Here is a 14,761-nt window from a genome sequence, read left to right on the forward strand (position 1 = left end):
AGAGGGGACCGAGCAATAATTTGAACCGTGGATGCGCATTACCTAAGCTCGTGATATGCGGCTTCTGCGCTCCACCGACCTGGCCCTGCGCGTCCTGATGCGCCTGGCCGTGGTCGCCGACGCCACGCCCACCACCCGCCAGGTCGCGGCGGACATGGACGTGCCCTACACGCATGCCGCGAAGGTCGTCGCCGAACTCCAGCACCTGGGCCTCGTCGACGCCCGGCGCGGCCGGGGCGGCGGCCTCACCCTCACCGCCAAGGGCCGTGCGTCCTCGGTCGGCGCGGTGGTGCGCACCTTCGAAGGCGAGGGCGACGTGGTCGACTGCGAGGGTACGGCGGGTACGGCCCCCTGCCCCCTGAACTCCGCCTGCCGCCTGCGCGGCGCCCTGCGCCGGGCCCAGGAGGCGTTCTACGCCGCGCTGGACCCGGTCACGATCGACGAACTCGTCACCGAGCCGACGGGTCCGCTGCTGCTGGGCATCTCGCGGGGGCCGCGGGGAGGTTGACGCCGGTGCCCGAAAGGCGTCGTTGATCGCGGGGCGGACCTGATGAAGGCCGGTCCCCGACTTGATCACGATGCCGGGGGTACGTCATGAGGGCCCGGGTCGGCTTCGAAGATGCGGAACTCCTCGCCGGCCTGCCAGGTCACCTCGGCGCCCGCGCCCGCGCCCGGTGATCCGGGTTCGCAGGGCCGCGGGCGCTCCGCTGGGACTGCCGCTGCTCAGCCCTGGGCCAGCCACAGGTCCGGGCCGAACACCTCGTAGTGGATGTCGGCCGGGGCCACGCCCTTCTCGATCAGCTGGGCCCGCACCGCGCGCATGAACGGCAGCGGGCCGCACAGGTACGCGCGCGTGCCGGCCGGTACGGCGATGTCGGCGAGGTCGACCAGGCCGGTGCGGGTGTCCGGCTCGGCGTCCCGCTCGTAGAAGAAGTGCACGGACGCGTCTGCGAGCTTCCCGGCGTACGTCTCGTGGTCGGTGCGCAGGGCGTGGTCGGCGGGGGAGCGGTCGCCGTGGACGACGGTGACCGGGCCGCCGTGGCCGCCGGCCGCGAGGTCGGCCAGCATCGCGATCATCGGGGTCACACCGATACCGGCGGAGGCGAGCAGCACGGGGGCCTCGGCGCCGGCGTCCAGGACGAGGTCGCCGTACGGCTCGGACAGGTCCAGGACGTCACCGACGCGCACGCGCGCGTGGAGGTGGTTCGAGACCTCGCCGTCAGGGGCGTCGTCGCCGGTCACCCGCTTCACGCTGAACTGGCGGAGCGTCTCGCCGGACGCGCCGGAGAGGCTGTACTGCCGTATCTGCCGGGCGCCGTCGGGCAGCTCGACCTGGACGGAGACGTACTGGCCGGCGCGGAAGTCGCGCACCGGGCCGCCGTCGGCCGGGCGCAGCCGGAAGGTGACGACGTCCGCCGTCTCCTCGATGCGCTCCACGACCTCCCAGGGCCGGCGCTCGGTGCTGCCGCTCTCCTCGTACAGCCGCTTCTCGATGGCGATGAGCGCGTTGGCCATCAGCCAGTAGACCTCGGTCCAGGCGGCGGCGACCTCGGGCGTGACAGCCTCGCCGAGGACCTCGGCGATGGCGGCGAAGAGGTGCTCGTGCACGATCGGGTAGTGCTCGGGGGCCACGCCCAGGGAGGCGTGCTTGTGGGCGATGCGGCTGAGCATCGCGTCCGGCCGCTGGTCCGGGTTGTTCACCAGGTGCGTGGCGAAGGCGGCGATGGATCCGGCGAGGGCCTGCTTCTGGGCGCCGGAGGCCTGGTTGCCGCGGTTGAACAGGTCCCGCAGCAGTTCGGGGTGGGCGGCGAAGAGGCGGGTGTAGAAACGCTCGGTGATCTCGCCGATGGCCGCGCCGACGGCGGGAAGCGTGGCGCGGACGGTGACTGCGGACTGTTCGGTCAGCATCGGGACTCCTTACCTCTCAACTGATCTGACCGTAGGAAAAGTTGCATCTGAGATGCAAATTAAACGGACGTGGCGTCGCTCACGTCGGAACCCGATCGCCCATTACGGATATCGGTCCGAGCAGGCAAGATGGGCGACACGGCAGTACATCTGCCGTACGAGAGGCGTTCAGGCCGAGGACGTATCCGCGATCAAGGTCCGCAACGCGCATGAAATGGTGTTGTGGTGGGATGCTCAGGTGCCCGACCGCCTCCCGCGGGACGGGGGACAGGCGGCCTGACCAGCAAGGATGGGGTAGCGGAAGATGGACAAGCAGCAGGAGTTCGTGCTCCGTACGTTGGAGGAGCGCGACATCCGGTTCGTACGCCTGTGGTTCACGGACGTGCTGGGCTTCCTCAAGTCCGTCGCCGTGGCCCCCGCCGAGCTGGAGCAGGCCTTCGACGAGGGCATCGGCTTCGACGGCTCGGCCATCGAGGGCTTCGCCCGCGTCTACGAGTCCGACATGATCGCCAAGCCGGACCCCTCCACCTTCCAGGTCCTGCCGTGGCGCGCGGAGACCCCCGGCACCGCCCGGATGTTCTGCGACATCCTCATGCCGGACGGCTCCCCGTCCTTCGCGGACCCCCGCTATGTGCTGAAGCGTGCCCTCGCCCGCACCTCCGACCTGGGCTTCACCTTCTACACCCACCCCGAGATCGAGTTCTTCCTGCTGAAGGACCGCCCGCTGGACGGCTCCCGCCCCACCCCGGCCGACAACTCGGGCTACTTCGACCACACGCCCACCAACGTCGGCATGGACTTCCGCCGCCAGGCGATCACCATGCTGGAGTCGATGGGCATCTCGGTGGAGTTCTCCCACCACGAGGGCGCGCCGGGCCAGCAGGAGATCGACCTGCGCTACGCCGACGCGCTCTCCACGGCGGACAACATCATGACGTTCCGCCTGGTCATGAAGCAGGTGGCGCTGGAGCAGGGGGTGCAGGCGACGTTCATGCCGAAGCCCTTCTCCGAGCACCCGGGCTCCGGCATGCACACCCACCTGTCCCTCTTCGAGGGCGACCGCAACGCGTTCTACGAGTCCGGCGCCGAGTACCAGCTCTCCAAGGTCGGCCGCTCCTTCATCGCGGGCCTGCTGCGGCACGCGGCGGAGATCTCCGCGGTCACCAACCAGTGGGTGAACTCCTACAAGCGCATCTGGGGCGGCTCCGAGCGCACGGCCGGCGCCGGCGGCGAGGCCCCGTCGTACATCTGCTGGGGCCACAACAACCGCAGCGCCCTGGTCCGCGTCCCGATGTACAAGCCCGGCAAGACCGGATCGGCGAGGGTGGAGGTCCGTTCTCTCGACTCGGGCGCGAACCCCTACCTGGCCTACGCCGTCCTCCTGGCGGCCGGCCTGAAGGGCATCGAGGAGGGCTACGAGCTCCCGCCGGGCGCCGAGGACGACGTCTGGGCCCTCTCCGACGCCGAGCGCCGCGCGATGGGCATCGAGCCGCTCCCGCAGAACCTCGGCGAGTCCCTGACCCTCATGGAACGCAGCGACCTGGTCGCCGAGACCCTCGGCGAACACGTCTTCGACTTCTTCCTGCGCAACAAGCGCCAGGAGTGGGAGGAGTACCGGTCCGAGGTCACCGCGTTCGAGCTGCGCAAGAACCTGCCGGTGCTGTAGGCGCAGGTCAGGGCGGGTTTCCGGCGAAACGATCCCTTGGGGCCGACGGTCGCGGACCGTCGGCCCCGTCGCGTCTGCCGAGGGCTCATGGGGCCGGCTGTGACTCCCCGCTCGTATCGTGAAAAGAGACGCAGCCGCGGTGGCAAGGCAGGAAAGTCATGAACGTACCGGCGGTCGACTACGCGGCGGTGTTCCAGGCCACTCCCGGAGCGGTGGCGCTGCTGACCCCGCAGCTGGTCTTCGTGGACGCCAACCCGGAGTTCTTGACCCTCAGGGGCCTCCCCCGCGAGCAACTGGTCGGTCGCTTCCTGCCCGAGGACCGCCCCGACAAGGACCCCGCCGAGCCTCTCCTGCTCAGAATCCTGGCGTCACTGCGCCGGACGGTGGCAACCGGTGAGCGCAGCATCGTGGCGCTCCAGCGCATCGACATGGAGGACCCCGACCAGCCCGGCGTGGCGCACGAGCGGTATTTCAACCTGACCAACATTCCCGTGCTCGGACCTGACGGGCAGGTGACGCTGCTGCTGCACCGGGTGGAGGACGTCACCGAGCTCATCCATGCCCGGGAAGTCGCGCTGACCTTGCAGGAAGCCATGCTGCCCGCTCCCCGGCCGGTCGGCCGGCATCCGGCGGCCGTCCGCTACCGGCCCGCCGTCGAAGCGCTGAACGTGGCCGGCGACTGGTACGACCTGGCCGATCTGCCCGGCGACCGCATCGCCGTCGCCGTCGGCGACGTCGTCGGCCACGGCCTGCCCGCGGCCGGCGTCATGGGACAACTGCGCAGCGCCCTCACCGCCGCCTCCCTCGTCGCCGCAGGTCCCGCCCGTGCCCTGGAAGTCCTCGGGCTGTACGCCCGCACCATCGAGGGCGCCGAGAACACGACCGTGGCCACGGCATTCGTCGACTGGGAGACCCGCACCATCACCTACAGCAGCGCCGGCCACCCCCCGCCCGGGCTCCTGCAGAGGGACGGGACCGTCCAGTTCCTGGACCAGGCCACCGACCCGCCACTGGCCGCCCGCCCTCAACACGCCCCCCGGGTCCAGGCTGTCACGGCCTTCCGCGAGGGCGCCGTTCTCGTGCTCTACACCGACGGCCTGATCGAACGCCGCCACGAGGACATCGACACCGGCCTCGCCCGGCTCGCCGACTCCCTGGCCCGCCACCGGGCGGAAGAGCCCGAAGCCCTCGCCGACGCCGTGCTCGACGACCTGCTCCCACCCGGTGGCGCCACCGACGACACCGCCCTGGTCATCGTGCGCCTGTGAACCCGGCCCGCTACGTTCGCATCACGCCTCGGCCCGCTGGGTGACGGCCGCCTCGGTACGGTCTCCCAGGAACTCGTACCACCGGCGTTCCAGACAGACGTAGCGCACGTCCGCCTCGACGAGGCTGAGGAAACCCGCCACGGTATCGGTGAGACGTTGCTGCAGCCCGGGGTCGGCCAGCGTTCCGTCCTCGGTGAAGGCCTGGTAGCTGTTGGCCACACTGAACATGTCCGGGTAGACGCGGGTGCCCAGGTGTTCCAGGGGGATCCTCAGGGCCCACAGCCCGCGGTTGCCGCCGACCAGGGACGGCGAGGCGGAGACGAGCAGCGCATGCTTGGTCTTGAACGGCTGCGGCCGGATACGGGAGACCCAGTCGATCGCGTTCTTCAGTACTCCCGGCACGGAGGCGTTGTACTCCGGCGAGGAGATGACGAAGGCGTCGCTCCGGTCGAGTCGGTCGCGCAGGTCGAGGGCGCCGCGCGGCAGCCCCTCGTCGGCCTCCATGTCGCCGTCGTACAAGGGCATGTCGAAGTCGCGCATGGCGGCCAGGTCGACGGTGGCACCGGTGTCGGAGATGAGCCGGGCCACGAGTGAGGCGAGGCGGGCGTTGGCCGAATCGGCCCGCAGCGCCGCACCGAAGACCAGGAATCTCAGCGGGCCGGGAGACATGTCCGTGGGCATGGGTCCGTCCTCTTGTCGTGGGCACGCCCTTCCAGGCGAGGCGGCCCCGATGACCAGTGTGGTTCCGCGAGGGCCGACGCGCGACCGACAGCCCGGAGCCGGCCGGACCGATGGCTCGGCAACCGCCGGGGCCACCGGGGCCTCCGGGGACCATCGACATCCGTACTGGTCAGCCCCCTGCCCGGAGGCCGGCGCGAGTGTCCGGGCGTGCGGCTCCGCGCTGCTCTTCTCGCTCCGAGGGCCGTCGTCGGCACGCTGGGATACGCTGGCCGAAAGCGTAATCACAGACATATGTACCCGCGGGTCGTCCATGAGCGGGACAACAATTCCCACGGTGTCACGGGACATCCGTCTCCCGGGGTCTTTTTCTCCGTAGGTCGTTTTCATGGACCTCAACACCATCACCGAAGTAGTCCGGCAGCCGTCCGATCGTCCGGGCGAGGACTGGCACCACGGCGATGCCTGGCTCGCCGGCGGAACCTGGCTCTACTCCGTCGAGCAGCCGGACCTGCACCGGCTGATCGACCTCACGGCCCTGCGCTGGGAACCCCTTGTCCCGACGGCCGACGGCGGACTCGAGATCAGCGCCACCTGCACGATCCGCGATCTGCACGCCTTCGCCTGCCCCATGGACTGGACCGCGGGAATTCTCCTCCGCGCGAGTTGCGAGGCCTTCCTGTCCTCGTTCAAGGTCTGGAACGCGGCGACCGTCGGCGGCAACATCTGCATGTCCCTTCCGGCCGGACCGATGATCACCCTGACGGTGGCGCTGGAGGCGCAGTACGAACTGTGGGCTCCGGACGGCTCCGTACGCGTCGTCGACGCCCTCGACTTCGTGACGGGCGAGCACCGCAACATTCTCGCTCCGGGAGAGATCCTGCGGCGTGTCACCGTTCCGGCGCACGCGCTGCGCAGACGCACCGCGCACCGCCGCTTCTCCCTGACCCGGCTCGGCCGTTCGACGGTGTTCCTCATCGGTACCCAACGGCCGGGCGGGGACGATCTGTTGCTCACCGTCACCGCCGGTACCACGCGGCCCGTCCGGATCGCCTTCGACGCCGTGCCCGACGCCCGGACTCTGCGGCAGAGCATCGACGCCCTTCCCGCCGGCGTCTGGTTCGCCGATCCCAACGGCACGCCCGACCACCGTCGGCATCTGACACAGCACTTCGCCGAAGAGATTCGCCGCGAACTCCTGGCTGGGGACCTGGCATGACCTACCTCGTGAACGGCAACAGGTTCGACCGGGAACCGGCACCCGGCCAGTGCCTGCGCACCTTCCTGCGTGACCTCGGGCACTTCGGCGTCAAGAAGGGCTGTGACGCGGGCGACTGCGGCGCCTGCACGGTGTGGCTGGACGGCGAACCCGTCCACAGCTGCATCACCCCCGCGTTCCGCGCGGACGGCCGTGAGGTGACCACGATCGAGGGCCTGGGGCGGCCCGGCGCCCTGCATCCCATGCAGCGGCAGTTCCGCGACGCCCCGGGGTTCCAGTGCGGTTTCTGCACCGCTGGGATGATCATGACCTCGGCGACCTTCACCGAGGAGCAGAAGGCGGATCTGCCGCGGGCGCTGAAGGGCAACCTCTGCCGCTGCACCGGCTACCGGGCGATCGAGGACGCGGTGCGGGGCGTCGGCGCGGTGGAGACGGCCGCGCCGGGCAAGGCCGTCGGGACGAGCGTCGGCGCCCCCGCGGGCCAGGACGTCGTGACCGGTCACGCCGAGTTCACCATGGACACGCACATCGACGGCCTGCTGCACCTCAAGGTGCTCCACGCGCCGCACGCGCACGCCCGGATCCTCTCGGTCGACAAGAGCGCCGCACTGGCCGTGCCCGGCGTGCACCGGGTCTACACCTGGGAGGACGTACCGCGGAAACGCTTCACCACGGCGATCCACACCGACCACCTGGTGGACCCGGACGACACGTACATCCTCGACGACACGGTCCGTTTCGTCGGCCAGCGCGTCGCCGCCGTCCTGGCCGACACCGTCGGGGCGGCGGAGGAGGGCTGCCGGCGCCTGGCCGTCACGTACGAGGTGCTGCCGGCGGTGTTCGACCCCGAGCGGGCGATGGCCGACGGCGCCCCCCAACTGCACGGATCCCACGACCCGTTCGTCCGTGACCCCGTCCACAACATCCTGGTCGAACTCCACTCGGACATCGGTGATGTCGAGGCGGGGTTCGCCGCGGCCGACGTGATCCACGAAGGCACGTACTTCTCACCGCGGGTGCAGCACGGGCACCTGGAGACCCACGGCTCGATCGCCTGGATGGAGGACGGCCGGCTGAACGTCCGCACCAGTTCGCAGTCACCGTCCATCGCCAAGGGCAAACTGGAGCACTTGTTCGGCCTGCGCCCCGACCAGGTACGGGTGTTCTGCAAGCGGGTCGGCGGCGGCTTCGGCGGCAAGCAAGAGGTGATCTCGGAGGACCTGGTCGCGCTCGCCACCCTGGACACCGGGCGGCCCACCTGTCTCGAGTACACCCGGGAGGAGGAGTTCACCACGGCCTCGCCGCGGCATCCGATGACCCTGACGGTCAAGCTCGGAGCGAAGGCCGACGGCACGCTGACGGCCTTCCAGGTGCGCAACGTCTCCAACACCGGCGCCTACGGCAACCACGGTGGCGAGACGGTGTACGCGGGCGGCGCCGCCGTCATGATCTACCGCTGCCCCAACAAGAGGTACGACGCGTACTCCGTGTACACGAACACGGTGCCGAGCGGTGCCCTGCGCGGTTACGGGATGACCCAGCCGGCGTTCGCCGTGGAGTCGGCGATGGACGAACTGGCCCGCGCCCTGCACCTCGACCCGCTGGAACTGCGCCGGCGCAACATCGTGCGGCCGGGTGAGCCACTGGTCGCCCTGCACGAGGGCCCCGACGACGTGCTCTTCACCGAGGACGGGCTCGCCACCTGCATCGACCTCGTGGGCGACGCCCTGACCCGTACGGCCGACCAGCCGCCGCCCGGACCCGAGTGGCTCGTCGGAACCGGTGTGGCGAGTTCCCTGCACGAGACGGCGCCCCCGACCGAGCACCTCTGCGAGGCCTGGGTCACGCTCGGCGACGACCTCATCTACGAACTTGCCGTAGGAACGGTGGAGTTCGGGGAGGGCACCTCCACGGCCCATGTCCAGATCGCGGCGAGCCAGCTGGGCACCACGCCGGCCCGGATCCGACTGGTGCAGTCCGACACCGACCGCACGGGATTCGACACCGGCGCCTTCGCCAGCGCGGGCCTCTTCGTGGCGGGCAACGCCGTCCTGCGCGCGGCCGGCGCCGTGCGCGACCGCATCCTGGAGTTCGCCGCGGCACACACGGGCGTGCACGTCGTGCTGTGCTCCATGGACGACGACGGCGTCGTCTGCGGGGACCGCCGGGTGTCGCTGGCCGAACTCGTCGCGTCGGCCCGAGCGCGCGGCATCCGGTTCACCGCCGCCCGCAAGGCGTACGGCTCGCCCCGCAGCGTCACCTCCAACACCCAGGGGTTCCGGGTCGCCGTCCACCGGGTGACGGGCGAGATACGGATCCTGTACAGCGTGCAGGCGGCGGACGCCGGAGTGATCATCAACCCGGCGCAGGTCCGCGGACAGGTGGAGGGCGGTGTCGCCCAGGGGATCGGCTTCGCGCTGACCGAGAACCACCACGTCGACGACAACGGCGCGATGACCAACCCGAACTTCCGGAACTACCGCATGCCCACCTACGCGGACGTCCCCCGTACCGAGGTTCTCCTCGTGGACTCGGCGGATTCGGTGGGGCCCATGCGCTCCAAGGGCATGGCGGAGTGCTGCATCAATCCGGTGGCCCCCGCGCTGGCGAACGCGGTCCACGACGCCACGGGCGTCCGCTACCGCGCGCTGCCGCTGACACCGGAACGGATCTACGGCCGGCTACACGCACAGCAGTCGGTGTCGGCAGGCTGAGCACCATGGACACCACGAAGAACGTCGCCGCCGCGGCCACGGCGATCATCGGGCAGAAGGTCCTGCCCGGCATGGAGAAGGAGTACGAGACCTGGCAGGAGGACCTGAACGCCGCCGCCGCCTACTACCCCGGCTTCCTCGGCGCCGAGATCTCGCCGCCGACCCCCCTGCAACCCGACTGGGTCGTGGTGTACCGCTTCGACTCGGTCGCGCACCTTCAGACCTGGATCAACAGCGCGACCCGGCAGACGTACCTCGACGTCGGCGCCAAGTACTTCGACGGCCCGGCGACCCAGCAGGTGGTCAGCAGCGGCACGCAGGCACTGGATCCCCTGGTGACCGTGGTGGTCACCCACCGCGTCCACCCGGACCACGTCGACGACTTCCTCGAGTGGCAGCATCACATGGTCGAGGAGGAGAGCAAGTTCGAGGGGTTCCGCGGGACCGAGCTCTTCCGCCCGGTCGAGGGACTGCAGGAGGAGTGGACCACGCTGTACCGGTACGACACGGCCGAGCACCTCGACGCCTGGCTCACGTCGCCGCAACGGCAGAAGATCCTGGCCGCGGGCGAGAAGTTCAACGACTTCAAGCTGCGCACGATCGACAACTCGTTCGGCAGCTGGTTCGCGTTCGGGGGCGACGGCAAGGAGGCACCGCCGCCGCCCTCCGCGACCAAGACCTCCCTGGCCGTCTGGGTCGGCCTGTACCCGACCGTCGTGCTGTTGACGCTCGCGCTGTCCCCGCTGCACCTGCCGCTCTGGATCGGCCTGCTCGTGGGGAACCTGCTGTCGAGCTTCCTCATGAGCTTCCTCACGATGCCCTTCTACGTGAACCGGCTGCTCGGGGGGTGGCTGCGCCCGCCACCGGGCGAGGCGGTGGCCAGAACGAACGTCCGCGGCCTCGCCGTGGTCGCGGTGGCGATGGTCTTCTGGGCCGCCGTCTTCTATCTCGTCACGGTCCGGTTCTGGACACTGCCCTGAACGGTCCGCACGGTCAGCCGACGTACGCGGCGGACACCGCGGCCGAGGCGATCCGGCGCGGGGCCCCGGAGCCGTCCGCGGGAACCGTGTAGAGGTCCGCGCCGTAGTCCCCGGGCAGGGCGTAGACCAGGGTGTGCGCATCGCGCCACACCACCTGGTCGTCGACACTGCGGGACTCGGCGAGCGGGGTCTCCCGCAAGGTGCGCAGGTCGAGTACGTACAGCTGCCAAGGGGCGTCCTTCGGCAGGCCCTTGACCCGCTTCTTGTAGGCGATCCGGGTGCCGTCGGGCGAGAGGGACGGGCACTCGACGTTCGCGTGCAGGGTGGTGACCGTACGGGCGCGCAGGTCGCCCCGGATCAGATACGTGCGCCCCTTCGTCGCCAGAGTCGCGTAGAACGTGCGGTCGTCCGCCGCGAACGTCACGCCCCAGAAGTTGACGTCCGCCGCGTGGTACGTGTGCCCGTCCTTGACGATCCGGAAGTCCTCCAGGGACGGGATCAGCTCACCACTCCTCGTGTCCACGATCGCCGCACGCGTGGAGAAGTCGGTACCGGCGTACGAGTCGCCGCCCACGAACGCCGTCCAGGCGGCGAAGTGACCCGTCGGCGAGACCCGGGCACGTGAGGGGATGCCCGGGACGTCGTACCGGTGCACGGTCCGCAGACGCGCGTCCAGGATCAGCGCGCGATAGGTGTCCGAGACCGGGCCGTGCACGGCCTGCAGGCAGACACCGGTGCCCGAAGCGGCGTGGAAACGCAGGCACTTGACCCCGGACGCCGTCCGCGCCCCCGACGGATCACCGGCCGGAACGCTCACGAGCTCGTCCCGGTGCGGCCCCCACGCCATGTTGCGGAACACCATCCGCCCGTGCCCGGTCAGCGTCACCGCCCCCGCCGTGACCCGCGGACCGCCCGCCTGCGCCTGGTCACGGCGGTCGGCGCGGGCCGAGGCGTGCAGCACGGACGCCAGCCCCACCGCCGCGAGCACGGCGACGGCGGCGACCAGGATCAGGACGCGGTTGCGTACGGTCATGCGGGCACCGCCCCCTTCGGGCGAACGACGACGGAGAAGACCACACAGACGACCAGCGCCACCGCCGCGCCCGCCAGCGCCGCCCGGTCGCCCCACACCGTCCAGGCCGCGCCGAACAGCAGACTGCAGGCGAACCGGGCCGCGGCCTGCCCGGTCTGCACCAGGGCCAGCCCCGACGAGCGCAGTGCCTCCGGCACCCCGTCCGAGGCCGCCGCCATCAGCACCCCGTCGGTGGCCGCGTAGAAGGCGCCGTGCAGGGCGAGGACGACATACGGCAGGGCCGAGCCGCGCCACGCGGTGAGCAGCGACGCGTACGCGACGAGCAGGGCACCGTGCCCGCCCACGAAGACCGCCCACCGGCCCACCCGGTCCGCGAGCCGCCCGAGCGGCACCGCCAGCAGCAGGAAGGAGGCGGCCGTACCGAGCGGCAGCAGCGCGAACCACCGGTCCGGGACGCCGAGGCGGCGCTGGAGCAGCAGATACACGAACGAGTCACTGACCGTGGCCAGACCCAGCAGCAGCGCGCACACCGCGATCCGCCGCAGCCCCCGCCGCCGCAACAGCCCCACGGCACCGCGCAGACTGGGCCGCTCGGCCGGAAGCACACCGGCACGCCCGCCCGGCACGAACAGCACCAGGACGAGCACGCCCAGCACCGCGACACAGAAGCTGACGGTGAACACCGCGTCGTATCCGTCCACGGTCGCCCGCAGGATCAGAAAGGCCACCAGCGGCCCGAGCAGCGCCCCGGCCGTGTCCATGGCCCGGTGCACCCCGAAGGCCCGCCCCCGCGACTCCGCCGTGCTGGACAGCGAGATCAGGGCGTCCCGGGGCGCCGTCCGCAGCCCCTTCCCCGTGCGGTCGGCGGCGAGAACCAGCCCGATCGGAGTCAGCGAATGAGCAACCAGCAGCAACGGCTTGCACACGGCCGACACCACGTACCCGAACCCGGCGACCCACTTGTGCCGCCCGCCACCGCGATCGGCCAGGTGCCCGCCCACCAGCCGTACGACCGCCGAGAACCCGTTGTACACGCCGTCCAGCAGCCCGAAGCCCAACGGCGACAGACCCAGCCCGCTGACCAGGTACAACGGCAGCACGGCCGTGACCATCTCGGACGACACGTCCGTCACCAGACTGACCGTTCCGAGCGCGAGAACGGTCGGGGCGATCGCGGCACGGCGCCGCCCGGCCAGTGGCCGGACGGCACCGTCCGCGGACGCCGGCGTACTCGCGCGGCTGTCCGCTACGTACACGTCAGGACGCCCAGATGCCGGTGATGTCCTTGGCGGAGGCCGCGTTGCCCGCGTGCGAGGTCAGCCCCTGGCTGTCCTCCAGGGTGCGCAGCAGGTCGTAGTGGTTGTACGTCGTGGAGCTGGACGAGCCCGCGGCCACCGGCTGCCCGTACAGCACGGTCGGAATCCGGTTCCCGCTCAGCCGGTTGTCCTCGTCGAACGTGACGACGAGCAGGCTGTTGTGGGTCTTGGCCCAGGTCGCGTAGGCACCCAGGTGGTTCTTCAGCCAGGTGTCACCGGTGGACACCGAGCAGTCGTGCATGTCGCTGCACAGATTGGGGACCACGTACGACATCTGGGGCAGCGTCGAGTAGTCCGTCGGGAACTGGTCGAACGTCATGGCGCTCTCCGCCGGCACGTTGCTGAACCCGAACCACGGGTTGTGCTTCTGTGCGTAGTCGCCGCTGCTGCACGTGGTGTCACCCTGGCTGGGCAGATCCTCGTTGTAGCTGGCCCAGGTACGGCCGGCGTCGATCACCTCGGACGCCAGGTTGGGCTCCGAGGAGAATCCGGGCGTGACACAACTGTCGTCCGTGATGCCCTGGGTGTCGCCGGAGAACATCGCGTAGTAGTTCGGCTGGCTCGGGTGCGTCTCGGCGTACGACTGCGTCAGGTTGGCACCTCCCGACTTCAGCGAGTTGATGTACGGGGCGCGGGAGGAGCCGATGACCTGGCTGTACGCGTGGTTCTCGAAGACCACGACGACCACGTGGTCCGGGCTCGGCACGGCGCCCGCGGCGTGCGCGGACTCTGCGCCGATCCCGGTCCACAGCCCGAACGCGGCCGCGGCGAGGGCCGCTGTGGACGCCACGACGGTACGGGCACGGCGGTACACGGAACTGCCGGACACATCAACCTCCGGTGTGGGGGTGGGACGGGGTTGGCGGTGCGGACAGAGCATGCTCACGTCAACATTCCCCCGCCGTACGGCCCCCAACCGGCACGGTGAAAACCAGATGAACTACTGCGCGGGGCCGCAGCCGCGCACGGCGGGAAGGGGACGTTTCGGGTGGTGTCCGCCCGCAGCGGCCGGCGAAAACTCCTTGCAATGTCCAACAAGCGGCCCGCCGACCCGAGGACGGACACCACGCCGCGCGGGCACCGACGCCCGGACCACCCAGGGCGCGCCCCCAGCCACGAACCACGCGCACAGGCTGCCGCAGGCATGGACACGCACCGGCACCCCACCGAACCGCGGGGCACCACGCACCCCAGGTCACCCCCTCCAAGGACCACGCACCGGCACGACACCACGCACCTGAAGCCGCCGCGCCCCGCAGGGCCCACGCGTCCCAAGCCACTCCGCCCAGAACCACGTACCGGCACGACACCACGCCCCCGAAGCCGCCCGGGCCCGCAGGCACCGGCACCCCACACCGCCTCGGCACAGGCCCCGCACCCGACCCCGCCCCGCAGGGACCACGCACCCCCAGCCGACCACACACCGGGACCCCACCGCCCGGCCCAGGACCACGTGCCGGCACGACACCACGCCCCCGAAGTCGCCAACGCCTCGCACGGCCCCGCACCCGCAGCCGACCACACACCGGGACACACCGCCTCGGCACAGGCCCCCGCCCTCGAAGTCGCCCGCGCCCCGCGGGGCCCCCGCACCCGCAGCCGATCACACACCGGGACCACGCCGCCTCGGCACAGGTCCCCGCCCTCGGAGCCGCCAACGCCCCGCAGGCCCCCCGAAGCCGCCAAGGCCCCGCAGGGCCCCCGCCCCCGAAGCCGCCCGCGCCCCGCAGGGCCCCCGCACCCGCAGCCGACCACACACCGGGACCACGCCGCCTCGGCACAGGCCCACGCCCTCGAAGCCGCCAACGCTCCGCAGGCCCCGCCCCGAAGCCGCCAAGGCCCCGCAGGGCCCCCGCCCCCGAAGCCGCCCGCGCCCCGCAGGGTCCCCGCACCCGCAGCCGACCACACACCGGGACCACGCCGCCTCGGCACAGGCCCACGCCCTCGAAGCCGCCAACGCTCCGCAGGCCCCGCCCCGA

At 71.0% G+C, this 14,761-nt stretch carries 11 protein-coding genes; 6 read left to right on the top strand and 5 right to left on the bottom strand.

Annotation, left to right across the window (positions count from 1 at the left end; translation table 11 throughout):
• The first annotated feature begins 55 nt into the window (after positions 1-55).
• Positions 56-508 carry an RrF2 family transcriptional regulator gene (locus ACZ418_RS04100; RefSeq protein WP_468356572.1) on the top strand — a complete coding sequence of 151 codons (453 nt, stop codon included), beginning with the start codon at positions 56-58 and terminating at the stop codon, positions 506-508.
• 215 nt (positions 509-723) lie between these two features.
• On the opposite strand, the gene ACZ418_RS04105 is transcribed toward ACZ418_RS04100, so the two are convergent.
• Positions 724-1,908 carry a globin domain-containing protein gene (locus ACZ418_RS04105; protein ID WP_468356575.1) on the bottom strand — a complete coding sequence of 395 codons (1,185 nt, stop codon included), beginning with the start codon at positions 1,906-1,908 and terminating at the stop codon, positions 724-726.
• A gap of 304 nt (positions 1,909-2,212) precedes the next feature.
• Here ACZ418_RS04105 and glnA point away from each other — a divergent pair, with 304 nt between their 5' ends.
• Positions 2,213-3,574 carry a type I glutamate--ammonia ligase gene (glnA, locus tag ACZ418_RS04110; protein WP_153534723.1) on the top strand — a complete coding sequence of 454 codons (1,362 nt, stop codon included), beginning with the start codon at positions 2,213-2,215 and terminating at the stop codon, positions 3,572-3,574.
• A gap of 158 nt (positions 3,575-3,732) precedes the next feature.
• A complete protein-coding gene (locus ACZ418_RS04115; RefSeq protein WP_468356579.1) occupies positions 3,733-4,842 on the top strand; it encodes a PP2C family protein-serine/threonine phosphatase in 1,110 nt (369 codons plus the stop codon).
• Between the two features lie 21 nt (positions 4,843-4,863).
• Here ACZ418_RS04115 and ACZ418_RS04120 read toward each other — a convergent pair whose 3' ends face one another.
• Entirely contained in the window at positions 4,864-5,523 is a 660-nt protein-coding gene (locus ACZ418_RS04120; RefSeq protein WP_468356582.1) for an NADPH-dependent FMN reductase, read from the bottom strand.
• Between the two features lie 385 nt (positions 5,524-5,908).
• On the opposite strand from ACZ418_RS04120, the gene ACZ418_RS04125 reads away from it, so the two are divergent.
• The 3 genes from ACZ418_RS04125 to ACZ418_RS04135 are packed head-to-tail and all read left to right on the top strand — an operon-like array spanning position 5,909 to position 10,433.
• A complete protein-coding gene (locus tag ACZ418_RS04125; protein WP_468356585.1) occupies positions 5,909-6,739 on the top strand; it encodes an FAD binding domain-containing protein in 831 nt (276 codons plus the stop codon).
• Complete coding sequence (locus ACZ418_RS04130; protein ID WP_468356588.1) at positions 6,736-9,453, top strand: molybdopterin-dependent oxidoreductase; 2,718 nt, start codon at positions 6,736-6,738, stop codon at positions 9,451-9,453. The genes ACZ418_RS04125 and ACZ418_RS04130 overlap by 4 nt, the downstream gene beginning before the upstream one ends.
• 5 nt (positions 9,454-9,458) lie before the next feature.
• Positions 9,459-10,433 (top strand): antibiotic biosynthesis monooxygenase, encoded by a 975-nt coding sequence (locus tag ACZ418_RS04135; RefSeq protein WP_468356591.1) that lies wholly within the window; start codon positions 9,459-9,461, stop codon positions 10,431-10,433.
• 13 nt (positions 10,434-10,446) lie between these two features.
• On the opposite strand, the gene ACZ418_RS04140 is transcribed toward ACZ418_RS04135, so the two are convergent.
• From ACZ418_RS04140 to ACZ418_RS04150, 3 genes are read right to left on the bottom strand one after another with little or no spacing between them, the layout of a single operon-like run.
• Complete coding sequence (locus tag ACZ418_RS04140; protein WP_468356594.1) at positions 10,447-11,466, bottom strand: TolB family protein; 1,020 nt, start codon at positions 11,464-11,466, stop codon at positions 10,447-10,449.
• Positions 11,463-12,722: an MFS transporter gene (locus tag ACZ418_RS04145; protein ID WP_468356597.1), complete on the bottom strand. Its 1,260-nt coding sequence runs from the start codon at positions 12,720-12,722 to the stop codon at positions 11,463-11,465. Before ACZ418_RS04145 ends, ACZ418_RS04140 begins: the two co-directional genes overlap by 4 nt.
• A 1-nt stretch (position 12,723) precedes the next feature.
• Positions 12,724-13,611 carry an alkaline phosphatase family protein gene (locus tag ACZ418_RS04150; protein WP_468356600.1) on the bottom strand — a complete coding sequence of 296 codons (888 nt, stop codon included), beginning with the start codon at positions 13,609-13,611 and terminating at the stop codon, positions 12,724-12,726.
• Positions 13,612-14,761 lie beyond the last annotated feature (1,150 nt).

It is taken from the genome of Streptomyces sp. NPDC030820 (genome assembly GCF_055572075.1).

Bases quoted from the DNA above. Each gene is read 5' to 3' on its own strand.
- ACZ418_RS04115 (WP_468356579.1), top strand. From the start codon at position 3,733: ATGAACGTACCGGCGGTCGACTACGCGGCGGTGTTCCAGGCCACTCCC.
- ACZ418_RS04130 (WP_468356588.1), top strand. From the start codon at position 6,736: ATGACCTACCTCGTGAACGGCAACAGGTTCGACCGGGAACCGGCACCC.
- ACZ418_RS04140 (WP_468356594.1), bottom strand. From the start codon at position 11,466: ATGACCGTACGCAACCGCGTCCTGATCCTGGTCGCCGCCGTCGCCGTG.
- glnA (WP_153534723.1), top strand. From the start codon at position 2,213: ATGGACAAGCAGCAGGAGTTCGTGCTCCGTACGTTGGAGGAGCGCGAC.
- ACZ418_RS04125 (WP_468356585.1), top strand. From the start codon at position 5,909: ATGGACCTCAACACCATCACCGAAGTAGTCCGGCAGCCGTCCGATCGT.
- ACZ418_RS04135 (WP_468356591.1), top strand. From the start codon at position 9,459: ATGGACACCACGAAGAACGTCGCCGCCGCGGCCACGGCGATCATCGGG.
- ACZ418_RS04100 (WP_468356572.1), top strand. From the start codon at position 56: ATGCGGCTTCTGCGCTCCACCGACCTGGCCCTGCGCGTCCTGATGCGC.
- ACZ418_RS04120 (WP_468356582.1), bottom strand. From the start codon at position 5,523: ATGCCCACGGACATGTCTCCCGGCCCGCTGAGATTCCTGGTCTTCGGT.
- ACZ418_RS04105 (WP_468356575.1), bottom strand. From the start codon at position 1,908: ATGCTGACCGAACAGTCCGCAGTCACCGTCCGCGCCACGCTTCCCGCC.